We start from the raw sequence: 16,220 nt of genomic DNA, 5'->3' as shown, positions 1-16,220 counted from the left end.
ATCTCGGACGACCCTGGACGACACTGGACATATATCCAAGTCGTAACCCTTTGATTTGATTCACTTATGGCGTAGCACCGTCCAACAAAGTCCGCTAGCATCCGTTACTAGACTGGTAATCAACTGGTAACGAGAGGATCGGATGGCTACCAATACCAAATCGCTGAGCAATATCGAGCCCGGCAAGTTCATCACCCTGGAAAAGGTCCACCCATCGGGAACCCTGCAGGCTCGCAAGCAGGCAAACGGGCTTGTCACTTTCTACTGGCGCTGCACCATGCAGGGCCGGGATTTCCGCGAGTCCATCGGCACATATGACCCCAAGTGCCCGCCCCTCTCGGTCGAACCTACGGCCCTCGGTTACTCCCGGCGTGCTGCTGCCATCAAGGCAACGGAGATTGCTACCCTACATAGACAAAGCCTGTCCATTGGTGGCCTTGCAGGTCTACGCAAGCAGCAAGAGGCCGACGCGGAGAAGGAGAAAGCAGCAGAACTTGCCGCGCTTGAAGAGCAGCGCCGCCAATTGGAGGCCCGTTCAAAGTTCACCCTCGAAGCCCTGCTCAGGGACTATTGCGGATACCTGCAGAACTTGGGGAGGCAGTCCCACACTGACGCCCTGTCCATCTTCAAGAACCATGTGTTCGACGCCTACCCGACCACATCGGCAAAGCCTGCATCAGTGGTCACGACCGAAGAGATAGCCGACATGATGCGCAAGCTCATTGAGGCAGGAAAAGACCGGACGGCCAACAAGCTGCGCAGCTATGTCCGGGCGGCCTACCAAGTAGCAAAGGCGGCAAAGTCCAAGCCGAGCATTCCGCTTGCCTTCAAAGGCTACAACATCAACTCCAATCCGGCCGCTGAGACAAGCCCGGACGAGTCTGCCAACCGCCCAGACAAGCACCCTCTTTCTCTCGATGAACTGCGCACCTATTGGGGTGTTCTGCAGACTGTGGAAGGAATGCCGGGAGTAGCCCTGCGCATCCACCTCTTGTCAGGTGGGCAACGCGTGGCCCAGCTTGTGCGTCTGCTTGATGAAAAGGTCGCCGAGGACTGCTTCACCATCTATGACGGGAAAGGACGGCCAGGAAAGCCGCCGCGAGCCCATCCGATTCCCATCACCAAGGCCTTGAAAAAGGAACTTGAGGCATGCGAAGGCAATGCACCCTATCGCCTGTCAACCGATGGCGGAAAGACGCACATCTCACCGGGAAACCTCGGCAAATGGGCTGCTGAAGCTGTAGGCACACAGATTCCGGGGTTCCTGCTCAAGAGGGTTCGCAGCGGGGTCGAGACCGCCCTTGCCGCCGCAAAGGTATCCAAAGACCTTCGCGGGCGCCTCCAGTCTCACGGCATCACGGGCGTTCAAGCAACCCACTATGACGGGCACGACTACCTGGACGAAAAGCGGCAAAGCATGGACAAGCTGCTGCGCCTGCTGAACCAACCCAAAGAAACCGTCATCCAGTTTCCGAAGCGCAAGAAAGCGTGACGACTGCGACGCCTCGGCGCGGATCATCCGAGGGATTCAGGCGGGGCAGGAAGGTGCTGCAACACCGACCCACCCCTAACCACAGCAATGAAAGAGCATTGACATGGCTATCCAAACTGTAACCACCCAAGAGGTGCAGGCGGAACCACTGGTTTCAGTTGCCCACACGCAATCTGGCGAACTCTGGGACGTGATCGCGCTGATCGAGGCTGCAAGGATGATGCCGTTTGACAACCCCGGAGAAAGTGGGGACCGTCTTCTCAGGCTTGCTGCTGAGAAGTTGCACGCGGTTCAACATGCCTTCAATCCGTATATCTGAACGGAGAGACATCATGAACAAACATACAAAGGGAGCTTCAGCGACCGAGGTGGACCAGCCCTTCACCTCATTGGACGATCTACGAGCCGCCCCGCCCAAAGGGCTTGTCCTTCATGCCTATGGTGACAGTTTGGGGCTTTTGGGGGCGCGGGACTCGCTGAGGGCATCAGGCCTGATCCCGCCTGGAACGCCCTTCCCTGACGAATGCAAGGCACCTCGCGGGGTGAGGTGGCGCAACAGTGAACAACGGCGCTTTGTCCTGTCGAAAGGAGACGGGACGGCGGATCACTTCCGCCTTGTTGTCCATGCCCTCCCCGAAGAGAAACGGGCACGAGCAAACAAACGGCGCGTCGATCAAGAGGTGAAGGAGATTGACCGTGAATTGCGCGCCCTTGACCTCACCGAGACAGAGTTTCGTGCGCAGTTGGAGCGGCACATTCTGCTGGGATGGACAGCCTGTCAGAACGATCTACAGCAAGGGCATGCCTGGGCCTATGCACCCGGCATCGCTCACGCCATAGAAGAGAAGGTCGATGAAATCAGGACCCTTCTTCGTGTTGGGGCTGTCACAAGGCGCCCGGAGCAAGTGAACGCACTCAAGAACCGCAAGGCCGCTCTGCAAGACGCGAGCCTTCAGAAGATGCTCGCGCACATCAAAAGTGGCGTGCGAATGTGAGCGAGTTGAGGAAGAGCGCTACAAGAACTAGGTGCGAACGTCCCACGAATTGCTCGCCGACTTCCACATCTTCGACAACAACTAGCGCTCCTAGCTCAACAGCAACCACAACCTCCCAGCTTAGTAGCGCGCGTATTGTCTCGCATCACTCACAAACGTTCGATCGAAGGCCGCTCGATTGCTAGAAGCAGCCTTTTCTAGCTCGCAATCCACCTAAGCCTGTCAAAAAAATCAATAAAAGCAGATCGCATTTCTGGTGCAAATTATGAAATGCAAGTTATTGATTTACAAAGAGTTTTTTGCAATGTCTCACCAATCAGGCATTCATTCGCCGGGATATGAATGAAGTTATCCACAGAGATTGCACGGGTTGTCCCGCCGATTTTCCTCTCGGACTAAAAAACCCCCTTGCACACCGCTGTGCACTCTCATATCATCGGCCCGTTCGGATGAGACCTGTATGCGTAACCAGTCCAAACCCTGGGGACGTATTGGGAGGGCTAAGGGAGCGCAATAAGAGCGAACTCAGCACGTAGAATTCCGAGCAAGCGCTTTTTGTTGGGATACCGGACCAACAAAGAGTGATGCCCCTAACTACTGCTCGCCAAAGCAATTGATAGGGGCATCAGGGGTTCGACCACTAGGGCCGAGGTGTCTTGAAGCGACTCCGAGACCTTAGCACAAGAAGATGTGCAGTAGCTAGTCTGCATGTTGCGTCTTCCTGACGGTCAGAGCCCCATCCGTCCGGGTGTTTGATCGAAAGGAAGCCGACATGGCTCAAGACGCGCAACCTGAAACCCTGCTCAAGCTGCCCAAAGTTCTGCAGCGCCTCCCTGTCTCCAAATCAGCGTTCTACGAAGGAATTCGGGACGGCAAGTACCCCAAGCCTGTGAAGCTTGGCCCCCGCGCCGTGGCCTGGAAAGAGTCGGACATTTCCGCGCTGATCGCCTCGCTGTCCAAGGCGTAAGGAGTCCCCACGATGAAAGCAGATCGCTTCACCGCGAGGGACGAACTCGCCTTGACGAAACCAGAGGCTTCGCTGACCGCTGCATTTGCCCTCAAGGGGCACACCGTCCACAAGGGGCAAGACGGCGGTTTCTACGTCTCGCGATATGGCCTGTCGCGGTACTGCAAGGACCTCGAAGCCCTGCAGGACTTCGCAAAGCTGGTGGGAGTGGCCCAATGACCCAATCACCGTTGGAACTCCTGCTGGCCAGACTTGAGAAGGTGCGCCAGCGCCAGCCCGGCCAGTATTCGGCGTGTTGCCCCGCACATGCAGACAAGGGGCCGAGCCTGAGCGTTAGAGAGACACCTGAAGGCTCCGTCCTACTTCACTGCTTTGCAGGGTGCGGATTCAACGAAATCGTTTCTGCAGTTGGTCTGCAGCCTCAAGACCTCTTCCCGCCCCGCGAAAGGCCCAGCAAAGGCCCCCGCCGCATTGCCGGATTGTTGACCCCTTCGCAGGCTCTGGAGCTGTTGACCAGGGAAGCTCACTTGGTGGCAGTGTGCGCAGGTATCTTGTCTGAGGGTCGCCCACTCAGTACAGATGATCGAAACCGTCTCATGCAGGCTTCTGGGCGAGTCCTAGCCATCGCACGGGAGGCACGCAATGTCTGATGTGCTGATCCCCGCCTCCACCCTTGAGCAGTTCGATGAACTTGCCAAGCTACAACCTATGGCGAGAAAGAAGGCCCGCCACGAAGCTGATGATTGGCCGGCGCTGAACCCACTTCAAATGGTATCCCCGGCAAGAGCTGATGCATTCCCGTTTGATGCGCTAGGCGCTATCTTGGGGGAGGCCGCCCGAGCAATCGGCCGTGATGTTCAAGCACCTGATGCACTCGCCGGGGGCAGTGTTTTGGCTGCGGCATCGTTAGCCGCTTCGCCACTTGCCAACGTTCAAATGCCACATGGGCAGATAGCCCCATTGAGCCTCTTCATCATCACCGGAGCAGCATCCGGCGACCGAAAGAGTGCCACCGATGCGGCGGCCTGTCTCGCTATCGAGGAGCGGCGCAAGCAGCATGCGCGGGACCATATCAAGGCCATGCAGAGGTGGGAGACGGAGAACGCTGGGCGCCCGAAGGTCGACAAGGCAGCGCCGCCAATGGCCCAAGTGCTCGCAGTATCAAACGCAACTGTCGAGGGCTTGACCAAGCTGCTGAAGCATCAAAGCAGTGTTGGGGTCTTCTCTGCCGAGGGTGGCGAAATGTTGGGCGGCCACAGCATGCGCGAGGAACGGCGCGTGTCGGGACTGAGCTTCTACTTGAAAGCTTGGGGAGCTGAGCCCCTCGATTCCCTTCGAGGTGGCGAAGGCCTAACCGTCTTGCTTGGGCGCCGTGTCGCGTTGCATGTGTTGGTGCAGCCTGTAATCCTTGCTCAACTGCTTGCCGATCCAATTGCGCAAGGTCAGGGACTGTTGGCGCGGTGCCTGATCGCACAGCCCGACACGCTGGCTGGTTCGCGTTTGTTCAGAGACTCCAACCCGTTGGAAAACTCGGCGGTGGTTCGGTTTAACAACCGTATCCGCGAGCTTCTGGACCAGACACCGCGCGTTTGGAATGAGGGCGACGGGTTCGAGCTGCGCCCAACGGCCATGCATATGACAACGAGCGCACGGGCCATGTGGGTTGAGTTCTTCAATCAAGTTGAACAAGCCCAAAGCCCCGGTGGTGAGCTTGCCGGCGCCAGACCTTTCGCCAGCAAGGCCGCAGAGCAAGCTGCACGCATCGCGGGGGTCGTGGCGGTGGCTGAAGGACGTACCAGCATTACAGACCGAGAGATGGAGGGAGGAATCAAGGTCGCGACCTTCTACATGGGCGAGCACTTGCGTTTGACCGGTGCCGGTCGCACCGACCAAAGAAACGCGCGACTGCACATGCTGTTGGATTGGATGTCCAGTGTTGGTCCGTTCGTCATGACCGCGAACGTTTTGCAGCGATCTCCAAGAGCCATACGGGGGCTAAAGGCTGAAGGCATCAAGGATCTGTTGGGCGAGCTGGCAGAGCGCGGGTACATCCGCGAGGCTGCGACGCCAGGTACATGGGAGGTGCGGGATGTTCAAGGTTGACATGGACGCAATACGAGACGCTGCCATGGAGGCGTGGCTAATGGCTAATCCGGCTAATTTGGCTAATCAGGCTCATCACGACCACTCTGAAGAGACTCCGTTAGCCGCTTTAGCCACTTTAGCCATTAGCCAACATGGACACGGACACATCGACCCTGCGGTGCGCAGTCTCCTTGAAGCCGCGATGCGCGCATGCGAGCATTTCCAAGACTCGCAAACAGCACGCATTCAAATGGTCCGGGAGTGCTTGGAGGCCCCCCCCGAACAACGCGCCGGCCTAACCGATTACTTTGTCTCAACGTATCCCGAACCAGGAAAGGTGAGATGACAAGTCAGAAGCTGGCCTTTAGGCCAAGGCCGCCGCCCTGGTAGCCACTCGCAAGGGAGTACCCTCCCCCGCCTGTGTAGGAGGCTGCTAGGCCTGCGGTGCTTGGGTTGCTTCCCATGCCGCTGCCCTTCATCTGTTGCATGAAGGAGTAGGACCCGAGAGCACCAGCCACCGTGTTCGCAAAGCCTTGATTGGCGCTACCTATGGCCAGTGCGTTACCAGCGTTCATGGAACCGAGGTTGTTGTAATACTGGTTGTACGCCCCGGCCATCCCCGCGCTGTTCGCAGAAGTGGTCCGCGCCAGGGTCCCATAGGCGTTACCAACACCCTCGGAGTAACCCGCCAGTGCAGAGCCGACTTGACCGGCAACCTGCATCCCAGCGTTCGCCTGGCCCGCCGCTGCCGATTGCCCGGTCTGGTAGAGCATGGACGAAGTGTTGACGCCAATCGAGGCAAGACCTCCAAGCCGGTCGTATTGCTGCGAAATCATCCCGGCCAGCAAAGACGGGCGGAACTGTGCGAGTGCCGCTTGTGTATTCCCACCACGGAGCCCACCAGTAGCAGCAGCGTTCTGGAGAATCGCGCCCTCCCCTTGCTGGAGATAAGCCGCCATCTCCGGGGAGTTGGATAGTCCAGAGATTGCCGCTTGCTGCGCCTGAGTGCCATTCATGCCAAGCAAGTCGCGCTGGTCGCCCATGGCCTCTAGGCCGGTGGCTTGGTACTGCTTCAGAGGGCCTAGCGCTTCGTTTCCAGCCGTAATAAACGGGGCCAGGACCTTTTGAACTTCTGCAAACTGACGGCGGTACTCGCCGATCTGCATGCCTGCGATGTGGCGCTGTGTCGCCATCTGCTGGGCTGCAATTGACTGCTGCAGGCGCTGGGAAGCCTCGAATTGCTGTTGGCTCTGCGCGAGTGCTGCTGCATTGGCCTCTAGGCCCGCTGCTGTTGCTCGGTTCGCGCTATTTCGTGCTTGATCTGCTGAGTAGGCTCCAACAGCAACAGTCGCAACTGCGGTAAAGATGGCGCTCATTGCAGCACCTCCTTACGACGAGACAATTTCAATGCATCTCGATAGTTGACCGTCAATTCCGTTCCGAACGACCCACCAATTGAGCCGTTCAAATTGGCAAGCGCGACCAAGTAAAGGTCACCATCGTGGGCCTCTCGAAACTCACAGTTCGGAATGGCGGCGTGATTGGTATAGCGCCCCGCAATGGTTCTAAACCGGCCTATCCTTGCTGGAGCAATGAAATCGCCCGCATTTACAGGGCAAGATGCAAACAGCCCCTTTCCCTCAATCGCTGAACTGCGAACAGATATGCGAGTTGCATACTCACCCGGAATTTCTACCAAGTCTTTAACAGTCTCGGATTCCGCTCTAACGAACTCATCCGAAAGCCCAAGCTCTTCCAGCATTACAGCGTAGTCTTGACGATCCTTCTCGTAGTGACTTGAGAGACACTCAACGTAAAGCCGTTCATACTCAAGCGCAATATCTGACTTTTCCAGCCAGCGAGCCTCTAGCGTTTCAATGTCTCGGCAATTGTCAGGATTTGGATAGACGTTGTGCCAAACGCACTCTTCAATGCACCCGCCAACCTTGCGCCCAGGTTGACCGACGAAAATTGCAGGCGCAGAAATGACCTTGACTTGCCCATCATCGCCAATGATGGCGACGGAGCCTTTAAGGACAATGTTCAGGTGTTCGTGGCGCTGCTTGTGCCCCATCGCGATAGCACCCTTGGGAATGGTGACTTCGCGGATGTAGACGCCGGGGCCGAAGTGGTGAACCACAGGGCACGGGGCCTGCGGCATGGTGACGAGGTAGGTCTCTAGTGCGTCCGGATCAATTTCAATTCGTTGACTCTGTTCGACAAGCATTGCAGCCTCACTAATTGCGTGGCTGCTGGCGGGCCGAAACTCAGCACCTAGATACTAGCAATTACTAACACAAAGTCAATTCCGATTTCCTAATGCTATTGCCCCAATAATTAGCCAATCTAATAACGGTCAGACTGCATGATTCTTTGAGCGAAGCGCACAAACTCATCCTCTCTTTGTTCCTCGCAGTTAACAATCTTCTCAAAGACCGCTTGGTGCGTCTTTCGGTGCATTCCTTTGGGTCTCGACCATCCGCCTCCCAACTTGCTTTCTAGCTTTGCCTGCTTGCGCCAAAGTCTTCCGCAATAGTCCTCTGACTGTGAGGTGTAAGCAACCTTAGAGCATTTCCTGCACGAGAAGGATTGCCCCCTCAAATACACCACCGAGCACCGGCAATTGCAGCGATGGCAGCGCATCCAAAGGCGACTTCCACCGAAATGGCATTCGGTGTAATCAAGTTCTATTCTTTGAACCCAGGAAGCATTGCGAAGGGCTAGGCAATGCGTGTCTGTAAATGTTGCCGAAACAGAGCCAACTACCTCCCCAAATTTCGACCATCGCCAGGTAAAGGTATCCCCAAAGTTAAGCAATCCCTTTCGCCTAAGCTCTCTCAGGTCGATCCTCGGAAGCTGTTCCGCTTTGGCTTTAGTTGATGGCCGTCCCGCTCCAAACCGATAACCGCCTTTTGGCATATGCAGCCTTTCAGAATACGAAATCAATTGCAAATATGCCACATATCCCTGGGTTTCGGATGACCTCGACTGCTAGACTGAAGGCATCGACCTGACCGCAGGGCGGAATTTGCACGGGGGCTGTATGGGCACGTTTTGGATCAGATGTGTTTTCGCATGCATGGCCCTCGTCGTTGGTGGCTGTGCAAGCTATCAGTGGGTGAAGCCTGGAGCGTCGCAGCAGGATTTCTCACGCGATCAATACGAGTGCCAGTCAGAGGCGGCGCGTCTGTACCCGGCCGCCTACATGGCGCATCAGATTTCAAGCGGGTATGTGGCCCCGTCGTCAACCCAATGCGCAGGGAGCGGGTCGGCGTATGGGATGGGGAACAGCGTGTACGGATCAACCACCACCACTTGCACGACATATCCCGGTCAAGTCATCGCCCCTGCATCAATACCCATTGATGTCAACGCGCGAAACCGAAGCAGCAGCGCGGAGGCTTGCATGTACGCGCGGGGGTGGAGCTTAGTGAAGGCATCTCAAGCGCGGGAGCCACTGCCTCAGGTGGTGCCCTTGGCCGCGCCCGTGTCGTGCGAGGTCGACGCTCATTGCTCCTTTGGTCAAAGCTGCCGCAGCCGAAAAGGTGGGGGCGCAGAGTGCAGGTGAGGTTTTGCTAAGTGGCTCTCGATGTTCTGTTTTGCCTCGTGGTCGCAGTCGCTGACGGAGACACCCTCACAGCCCGTTGTGGCGAGCCCGGAGCCTATGAACAGGTGAAGGTGCGCATATCGGGAATCGATGCACCAGAGAAGGCCCAAGCGTTTGGGCAGCGATCAAAGCAGGCTCTGTCCGACCTCTGCTTTCGGGAAACAGCAACCATCAGACCGACCACACGCGACAAGTACGGCCGCACCGTGGCTGATGTGGAGTGTCAGGGTCAAGACGTTTCAATGGCGCAGGTCAAAACCGGGATGGCCTGGGTGTTCGACAGGTACTCAGAGGGCTATGAACACCTTTACCCATTGCAGGACCGCGCCAAGGGAGCAAGGGTTGGTCTTTGGTCAGACGCGTCACCGGTCCCGCCTTGGGACTGGCGTCAGCAAAAGCGCTCTACCTCGCGGCATGTCGGTTCATCTCCCTGATGCCAATTGTCTGGACCAGCAAAGCCTGCTGCGCCTCTTCCATGGCTGTGGCCCATTGCTTGGCGTTCTTCCTGGGCGAGTTGGCCACGTTGGTTCTATGGGTCAAAGCGGCTTCCTCGTAGCGCTCGAAGACATCCGCGAACTGTTCATCTGTCAACACTGAGGCAATCGCGCCAATCATCAGGCACGCCGAAGCAGTGAAGGCCGTCTGTTCCTGGAGGTGTTCTTTTAGCTCCTTGATCTCAGCTTGGCTCATGGCTGTTCCTTTCAGGGGTAGGTGCAGTCGTGCTGCGGGTGAGGTTTCCGGTTTGCGGCGCGCTTCGCCTGGCGTATGCTTTTTCCATGAAGATCAAATCCGCCGTGCTCAGCGTCGTCATGAACTACCGGGGACTGCGGTTCCAGTGGCTCACGCTCTTCAACTCCGACGAGTCGATAGACATTCAAACGCGCGTTGGTGCTGGGGATTTGGCTGGTCCTTGGAGCAAGCCGTATCACATCTCTGCGGAAGACCTCGACTACGAACCGGACATGGCCCATAACGTCCCGTTCGCACTTGGCCCGGGCATGGTTAATGACCTTCTTGAAAAGCGGTCTGCCGCCGAGGTCGAGAAGTCTCCAGAACCAGACTGGAGGCCAGTGAAGTGGTTTGAGTGCGACCTCCCCCCCGGGGTAAGGCTCGACGTTGTTGAAGGATTCGAGGACTTTGGAGGGTTCTGAGCGTGTGCAACCTGAACGGGTCAACTGATGCGCAGACGCTGCGCTCGCAGTTGTTCCTTGACCTCGACAATCTGAGCTGGGATCAAACTGTCGCCCCATTGGGAAGAGGGGTCTACATCCGGCAAGACAACCGCGCACAGGTTGGGCAATGGGGAATGATCCCGCCCAACTCGAAGGAGCGCACCCCCAAGACACGCGAGGGGCGACGCCTGAGCACAAACAACGCAAGGCGCGAGACTGTGGCGACCGCTTGGACGTTCCGCTTTCCTTGGTCACGCGGGCAGCGGTGCCTGATACCTGCGGAGTGGTTCCAAGAACCCTATTGGGGCATCTCGCACACCGACCCGATGTCGATGTCAAAGAACACCTGGTGGCGGTTCTGGCGAGCAGATGGCCAGCCGTGGATGCTGGCCGGGATATGGAACGAATGGACCGACCCGGTAACCGGTGAGGTGGTGCCGAACTACACCATGCTGACGCAGAACTGTGACGGACACCCGTTACTCGCGCTGATGCACAAGCCTGATCCGAAGCTTCCCCCGGACAAACAGGACAAACGCACTGTGGTCCCAATCGAACGAGAGGATTGGGACCTGTGGCTACATGGCCCGAAAGAGGCCGCGGAAGCCTTGATTCGAGTCCCACCTGTGGAGCTGTTCCGCCACGGACCTGCAGAGCCAGAAAAGGCGTATGCATTGCGCCTTCCGATCTAGAACGGGGCTCGCGAGCGCAGCAGCTCAACGGGTCCCGGGCCTGCATAAATCGTCTCTTGGTTGTCTTGCCGAGTGACCATCCACCAGGGGCCGTGCTGCTGGACAACGTAGTCCGCAGGATCACCGGGAATCATCGTCTCTTGTGCCCCTAGCGCGCTGCCAAGCCGGGGGCAACGAAGCAGCGTAGGGCAAGCCGCTGATTGGATCGTCTCCATTTGCCATCTCCTCAAGTACATCAATGCCGGCAGGCGCCTCTGCCACTACGAGCACCCACCATGTTTGGGGATGCTTCGACACTTGCGTTTTTCCACTGCCCGGGACACGCTGCACCATCTCGGCTCCGTGGATCACCATCCCGTTTCTAGTGACCCGAGACACCACGGCTTGATGCAGCGCGGGCACTACTTCCCTTGAGTCCACAACAAGCCGGGCTTGCAGGTACTTCAAATCTCCCCTCTCAACCTTTGCCAAGAGCACATCGCCAGCGACAGGCGGGAACGGCCTGGGCAGCTTGATGCCTCGGTCGCGGAGGCGGTACACAGTAGATTGCACGGGACTTCACGGGATTTCCTGATACTGTGTGTTTATACAGTATTTCAAGGAAAAAAGAAGCCCGGACTTGCCGGGCATAACCAAAGGCGTTCACCTTAGGAGGAAGCCAGAGTGTGACACTTGGTTCTCCCCCGCACATCCTCAAAAGGTGGTGCCATCCTCGCAGCGACAAGGGACCAAAATGCCTGCAACATGAAGACCTTCAAAAAGCACATTCGTTGTGTTCGGCACTGGGTAGCAATGATCTTTGCAGCTACAGCTATCCCACAGGCCGCCAACGCTCAAATGCTTGAGGCGGCGCACGTACTTGCTGAGCCGCTCCAGTACAGCCGCGCAGGTAACTTCCGAGGGTGCGGCTTGCATCTCAGATTCGTGAGGGAGGTCGAGCGCTCCCACTATGACTATCTGACGTTGTCGGTGAACTTCTGGCTCGACTCTCCGGCAGGCATGACCAAGACGGTTCTGAGTAGCGTCACCAGTGGGCCAGAAATGAAGGCTGCAAACTTGGCCCTCGCATCCGCTTGGACACGGATCAAGCCTAGCGACACGTTGCCAGCAATCGGCACCTATGAAGGCGAAGAGGACTCGGTGCTGTCCACTGTTCCGCTGGATGAAGCTCTCGCCTTTGTTCTCGCGATCCTAGAACGACCAGCCGAAGTACAAGTGGGCTTCAAACAGAAGGGACTCCCGTTCGAGCGCATCTTTTACGGCAAGCCGGTTTTGTCTTCAGAGGCGTCCTCCCAGATGATGGACTGCCTGGGTGAATTTCTCGACCGCTTAGAAGAAGGACGCGGCAAGCGAGAAAAGCCGAACTGAGCAACACGGTCGCACGCCGACGTTTCTCAACGTCGAAAGCGCTTGGATTGAAGCTTCGCAAGCTGCAGCGCCCCCTCTTGGGTCTGCGCAAATCCGACAAGCAAACGCGCCTGGTTTGTTCGCCTTCCTTCATATATGCCACTGATATGAACCATCGGCGCGTACACGCCTGGACGGACAAGAAGTGCCATCGGAGTGATAGTCGGGGAAACGGTCATCCTGAATCCTAAGTTCACCGGGCAACTCGCCGGCCTAGTAAACCTAAGCGCCACAACGGGCGATGCGTGCATGACCGCTGCATCAAGGCCGCAGACTCTGACCTGCATGGTCTGAGCTACCGACCAATCCATCCCGCAACCTTGCTCCGTCTCATCGGACCCAAGTGCGCAAACGAATCTACGAAAACAGCTTCTCGATTGGAAAGTCGATCTGCGACCGCTGCTACGGAATCAGCGGCGCGTCCGCGCTTGGTGTCGTCTCGCGGAGCCACTGCGTCCAGCAAATCCGCGTCGGGTCCGGCACCACCGAGCCTGTTTCCGAAGGGTTCGGAGAATGGGGTTGTAGGTCCATAGTCTCCCGAATCGTCAGCCGCCTAAAGTCAGGGATTCAACCGATTTTCGTGACTGCCCCTTCGAGCTTCACACGGCAGATGAAGCCACCAGAGATTCCCTCGATGGTCAGGCTGGCGTTGAACGTGCCGGCCTGTGGTGCCTGGTTTGCAGGGGTTGAGTAGACAAGCGTTGACCGGGTCGTCACGTTGTTGCTTGTGACTTCGTACGAGGCTCGCAGACCACCATCTTCAGTGACTCCACCTTTCATCACCAGACTGTTGATCTGAGCCGTGACGATGGCTCCGTCAACCGTGATGACGTGATTGGCGCCGTTGTAGCTTGTGAAGATTCCGCAGTTGTCGATGGACTTGTTCAACGTCGCGGAATATGTTCCTGCGAGGTACGCTGGCGATGAATCGTCCCCTCCCCCTCCGCAGGCGGACAAGGCGACCACCGATACAAGTGTCAAAGCTAGCTTGCGCATGTTCCCTCCCTCTGTTGATCTTGGAAACATTTTGGCACAAGTGCTTTTCGTCAAAACAGGTGGTTGAGCCTTTTGGTGGGATGGACCACTGTGGGAGGTTTTCGCTGAACCAACCTACCGGCGTTTAAAGGCAAGGGCTACACCAGTGGCCTGAAGCCGGGCGTGTGAACGTGGTGGATGTGGCGGCGCGGAGTGGGTCTGCCCGCGGAACATCCTCCGGGCTTCGGGCATTCCACAAGGAGCCCCATGAGCCAAACAATCATCAATCCCGAAACCTTGCTGCGCCTGCCCAAGGTGCTTCAGCGCTTCCCCGTCTCGCGGTCTGACTGGTACAGCGGAGTGCGAGCAGGCAAGTACCCTGCCCCGGTCAAGCTCGGTGAGCGCTCAGTGGCCTGGAGGGCGTCGGATATCGAGGCCCTGATTGACTCGCTGCCCCTGGCGCGCTGAGCGAAGGAAGACACCACACGAGTGTGATGCGCCGATGCCACACAGAGGGGCACTCGTCGCGAAACTGGTAATGCTCTGGTAACGGAGCAACAAACAAAAAAGCCCGCTACCGTTTTAGTAGCGGGCTTTCCTTGTCCCACAAGGGGATTTTGGTAGGACGTGGCAGGCTCGAACTGCCGACCAACGGATTAAAAGTCCGCTGCTCTACCAACTGAGCTAACGTCCCATCAAACTAGAACTTGTGTCGAGGGTTGAACCAAGGACATTGATCACCAGAAAACTGGTGGGGCGTGAGTGACTCGAACACTCGACCTACGGATTAAGAGTCCGCTGCTCTACCAACTGAGCTAACGCCCCGCACACATTCTGTTGTTTTATCAATCAGATAGCGCGAAGCCTCAGATTATAGCGTCATTTCAGGTCATTTCGAAAGCACGCATTGGTTTGTTTGATGTGCCCTCCGCAATAGCGTTGAGCACGTTCCCAGCCGCACACAGTCCAAAGCTTGCAGTCACGCTCACCACCGACCCGTAGCCATGGCAGTTGAGCGATCTATCGGATGGCGAAAGGTTGCATGACGCGTCGGGCGGCGCCACGGTCTCGCGGCTGAACACGCATCGCACACCCATGCGACGGGTCCGCGGTGCGCCGTGCTCCCTTCGCAGCCTGTACCGCAACTGGGCCAACAGTGGGTCGTGGGTGACCTCTGCGAGGTCGCCGACCTCGATGGCCTGGGGTTTGCGCTTGCCTCCGGCAGCGCCTACTGTCACAAAATTCAGCCCGTGCGACAAGGCCCACGCCGCCATGGCTGTTTTGGCACGCACTTGGTCACAGGCATCAATGACCGCGACCGCTCCTGCGTGCTCCAGCAGCCTGGCACCGAGCAACGACCAGTTGTCCTCCGTCACGAAGTCATCGACTGTCTTGACCACGCAGGCGGGATTGATCTGCGCAATGCGCTCCCGCATGGCCTCGATCTTGGCCATGCCCAGGGTGTCGGTCAGCGCATGAAGCTGCCGGTTGACGTTGGACTCGGCCACATGGTCCATGTCGACCAGCGTCAGGCGCCCCACGCCACTGCGCGCAAGGCCTTCCGCAGCCCAGGACCCCACCCCTCCAATGCCCACCACCATCACATGCGCATCAAACACCGCCTGCGCCCCCGGAACACCGTAGAGGCGTCGCATGCCGCCAAAGCGGCGGTCGAAGTCTGCGTTCATTCGCGTTCCAGCAGCCAGATCTGGAAGCGGAAGCCCAGCACGGCCCCGACCATGATGCCGCTCACTGCGATGGCGCTGGTCAGGCTCAGTGTCGACAGGCCTGACAGCCCCTGGCCGACCGTGCAGCCCATGGCTGTCACACCGCCCACGCCCATGCACGCGGCCCCGGCCAGGTGCAACGCCGTGTCCCGGGTATCGCGAAAGCCCTCCCAGCGAAAACTGCGAGACAGCAGCGCCTGAACAAGCGAGCCCACGACCACGCCGACCACAGTGACCACACCCAGTGTCAGCACCTTGGAGGTGTCGCTGAAATGAATGAGCCAGTCCAGCAGGTAGGCCATCGGTGCTGTGAAGGTCAGCGATTCCATGCGCCCGCTATTGGTCGCGAGATACACAGACTCCAGTGTGTCTGGGTGCTCAGGCACAAAACCAAGGTGACCGCTGATCCACCACATCCCTGCGATTACACCCCCAAGTCCGATACCAGCCAGCAAGCCATCCGCTGTACGGAAGTCTCTCCCTAGCAGCGCCCAGACCACAAGCCCGCCCCCGACTAGCAGCGCGGCGATCAGACCAGACACGCCGGGCGACAGACCGAAAAACTGCGCCAACCACATGGGCAGGCTCCCGCCAGCGGCGATGTCTACGGCAACCTGATCAACCGTATTCACACGCAGCACGGCAAAGACTCCGCGCAGGGTGGCGAACGCAAAAAACCCCATGACGAAGAACACAACCAGCGACTTCAGGCTACCCGCACCGATGCGCACCAGCGTCTTGCTACCACAGCCGGACGCGAGCACCATGCCGAAGCCGAACAGCAGGCCGCCCGCGAGCGCTGACAGCCACACGATGCGCCCGGAACTGTAGATGGTCTTGCCGGTGTCGATCCAGCCCAGCCAACCCATGCCGTAGAAGCCGATCATGGCCACACCCACCGCCATGCCCCACATGCGCATGCGGGTCCAGGAGCCCATGTTGACGATGTCGCTCACCGCCCCCATGGTGCAGAACTGCGTTCGCTGGGCAATGAAGCCGAAAAGACAGGAGGCCGCGAACGCGGCCCAGAGAACAGTGACTTGGAGAGCTTGAATGCCGGCGAGGTCCATCCGGCGATTGTAGGAGCGGCCCTCCACCCCG

General features: G+C 58.0%; 17 protein-coding genes and 2 tRNA genes. 11 read left to right on the top strand and 8 right to left on the bottom strand.

Annotated features, from left to right (window positions below):
* Positions 1-142: 142 nt before the first annotated feature.
* The 6 genes from ACFOPI_RS21120 to ACFOPI_RS21095 all read left to right on the top strand — a co-directional run bounded on the left by ACFOPI_RS21120 (position 143) and on the right by ACFOPI_RS21095 (position 5,557).
* Positions 143-1,492, top strand: a complete 1,350-nt coding sequence (locus ACFOPI_RS21120) for an integrase (RefSeq protein ID WP_382178386.1) — start codon at positions 143-145, stop codon at positions 1,490-1,492.
* Positions 1,493-1,595: 103 nt separating this feature from the next.
* Positions 1,596-1,811 (top strand): hypothetical protein, encoded by a 216-nt coding sequence (locus tag ACFOPI_RS21115; protein ID WP_382178384.1) that lies wholly within the window; start codon positions 1,596-1,598, stop codon positions 1,809-1,811.
* Positions 1,812-1,824: 13 nt separating this feature from the next.
* Positions 1,825-2,487, top strand: a complete 663-nt coding sequence (locus ACFOPI_RS21110; protein WP_382178381.1) for a hypothetical protein — start codon at positions 1,825-1,827, stop codon at positions 2,485-2,487.
* Positions 2,488-3,259: 772 nt separating this feature from the next.
* Positions 3,260-3,454: a helix-turn-helix transcriptional regulator gene (locus tag ACFOPI_RS21105; RefSeq protein WP_079365813.1), complete on the top strand. Its 195-nt coding sequence runs from the start codon at positions 3,260-3,262 to the stop codon at positions 3,452-3,454.
* A gap of 12 nt (positions 3,455-3,466) precedes the next feature.
* Positions 3,467-3,673, top strand: coding sequence for a hypothetical protein (locus ACFOPI_RS21100; protein ID WP_382178379.1), 207 nt, complete (start codon positions 3,467-3,469; stop codon positions 3,671-3,673).
* Positions 3,674-4,096: 423 nt separating this feature from the next.
* The gene (locus ACFOPI_RS21095) at positions 4,097-5,557 is read left to right on the top strand and encodes a YfjI family protein (protein ID WP_382178377.1); all 1,461 of its coding nucleotides are present in this window, start codon (positions 4,097-4,099) and stop codon (positions 5,555-5,557) included.
* Between the two features lie 332 nt (positions 5,558-5,889).
* Here ACFOPI_RS21095 and ACFOPI_RS21090 read toward each other — a convergent pair whose 3' ends face one another.
* Both ACFOPI_RS21090 and ACFOPI_RS21085 read right to left on the bottom strand, forming a co-directional pair.
* Positions 5,890-6,915 (bottom strand): hypothetical protein, encoded by a 1,026-nt coding sequence (locus ACFOPI_RS21090; RefSeq protein ID WP_382178374.1) that lies wholly within the window; start codon positions 6,913-6,915, stop codon positions 5,890-5,892.
* Positions 6,912-7,766, bottom strand: a complete 855-nt coding sequence (locus tag ACFOPI_RS21085) for a hypothetical protein (protein ID WP_382178371.1) — start codon at positions 7,764-7,766, stop codon at positions 6,912-6,914. The genes ACFOPI_RS21090 and ACFOPI_RS21085 overlap by 4 nt, the downstream gene beginning before the upstream one ends.
* 1,352 nt (positions 7,767-9,118) lie before the next feature.
* On the opposite strand from ACFOPI_RS21085, the gene ACFOPI_RS21080 reads away from it, so the two are divergent.
* Positions 9,119-9,580 (top strand): thermonuclease family protein, encoded by a 462-nt coding sequence (locus ACFOPI_RS21080; protein WP_382178369.1) that lies wholly within the window; start codon positions 9,119-9,121, stop codon positions 9,578-9,580.
* Here ACFOPI_RS21080 and ACFOPI_RS21075 read toward each other — a convergent pair.
* Positions 9,549-9,836, bottom strand: a complete 288-nt coding sequence (locus ACFOPI_RS21075; RefSeq protein ID WP_382178366.1) for a hypothetical protein — start codon at positions 9,834-9,836, stop codon at positions 9,549-9,551. The genes ACFOPI_RS21080 and ACFOPI_RS21075 overlap by 32 nt on opposite strands.
* An 86-nt stretch (positions 9,837-9,922) precedes the next feature.
* Here ACFOPI_RS21075 and ACFOPI_RS21070 point away from each other — a divergent pair, with 86 nt between their 5' ends.
* The 3 genes from ACFOPI_RS21070 (at position 9,923) to ACFOPI_RS21060 (ending at position 12,378) form a co-directional block, all read left to right on the top strand.
* Positions 9,923-10,297 (top strand): hypothetical protein, encoded by a 375-nt coding sequence (locus ACFOPI_RS21070; RefSeq protein WP_382178363.1) that lies wholly within the window; start codon positions 9,923-9,925, stop codon positions 10,295-10,297.
* Positions 10,298-10,299: 2 nt separating this feature from the next.
* Entirely contained in the window at positions 10,300-11,010 is a 711-nt protein-coding gene (locus ACFOPI_RS21065) for an SOS response-associated peptidase (protein ID WP_382178360.1), read from the top strand.
* A 744-nt stretch (positions 11,011-11,754) separates the two neighbouring features.
* Positions 11,755-12,378 (top strand): hypothetical protein, encoded by a 624-nt coding sequence (locus ACFOPI_RS21060; protein WP_382178357.1) that lies wholly within the window; start codon positions 11,755-11,757, stop codon positions 12,376-12,378.
* A 606-nt stretch (positions 12,379-12,984) separates the two neighbouring features.
* On the opposite strand, the gene ACFOPI_RS21055 is transcribed toward ACFOPI_RS21060, so the two are convergent.
* Entirely contained in the window at positions 12,985-13,305 is a 321-nt protein-coding gene (locus ACFOPI_RS21055; protein WP_382178355.1) for a hypothetical protein, read from the bottom strand.
* A gap of 354 nt (positions 13,306-13,659) precedes the next feature.
* On the opposite strand from ACFOPI_RS21055, the gene ACFOPI_RS21050 reads away from it, so the two are divergent.
* The gene (locus ACFOPI_RS21050) at positions 13,660-13,860 is read left to right on the top strand and encodes a helix-turn-helix transcriptional regulator (RefSeq protein WP_079365804.1); all 201 of its coding nucleotides are present in this window, start codon (positions 13,660-13,662) and stop codon (positions 13,858-13,860) included.
* Positions 13,861-14,010: 150 nt separating this feature from the next.
* On the opposite strand, the gene ACFOPI_RS21045 is transcribed toward ACFOPI_RS21050, so the two are convergent.
* The 4 genes from ACFOPI_RS21045 to ACFOPI_RS21030 all read right to left on the bottom strand — a co-directional run bounded on the left by ACFOPI_RS21045 (position 14,011) and on the right by ACFOPI_RS21030 (position 16,189).
* A tRNA-Lys gene (locus ACFOPI_RS21045) sits at positions 14,011-14,086 on the bottom strand.
* 55 nt (positions 14,087-14,141) lie between these two features.
* Positions 14,142-14,217: transfer RNA gene (locus ACFOPI_RS21040), tRNA-Lys, on the bottom strand.
* A 59-nt stretch (positions 14,218-14,276) separates the two neighbouring features.
* The gene (locus ACFOPI_RS21035) at positions 14,277-15,080 is read right to left on the bottom strand and encodes a tRNA threonylcarbamoyladenosine dehydratase (RefSeq protein WP_382178352.1); all 804 of its coding nucleotides are present in this window, start codon (positions 15,078-15,080) and stop codon (positions 14,277-14,279) included.
* A complete protein-coding gene (locus tag ACFOPI_RS21030; protein WP_382178349.1) occupies positions 15,077-16,189 on the bottom strand; it encodes a YeeE/YedE family protein in 1,113 nt (370 codons plus the stop codon). Before ACFOPI_RS21030 ends, ACFOPI_RS21035 begins: the two co-directional genes overlap by 4 nt.
* Positions 16,190-16,220 lie beyond the last annotated feature (31 nt).

It is taken from the genome of Hydrogenophaga luteola (assembly GCF_042648585.1).
Taxonomy (GTDB): Bacteria; Pseudomonadota; Gammaproteobacteria; order Burkholderiales; family Burkholderiaceae_C; genus Hydrogenophaga; species Hydrogenophaga luteola.
Note: the sequence above shows the minus strand (reverse complement) of the source record. Positions and strands in the feature narration are given on the sequence as shown.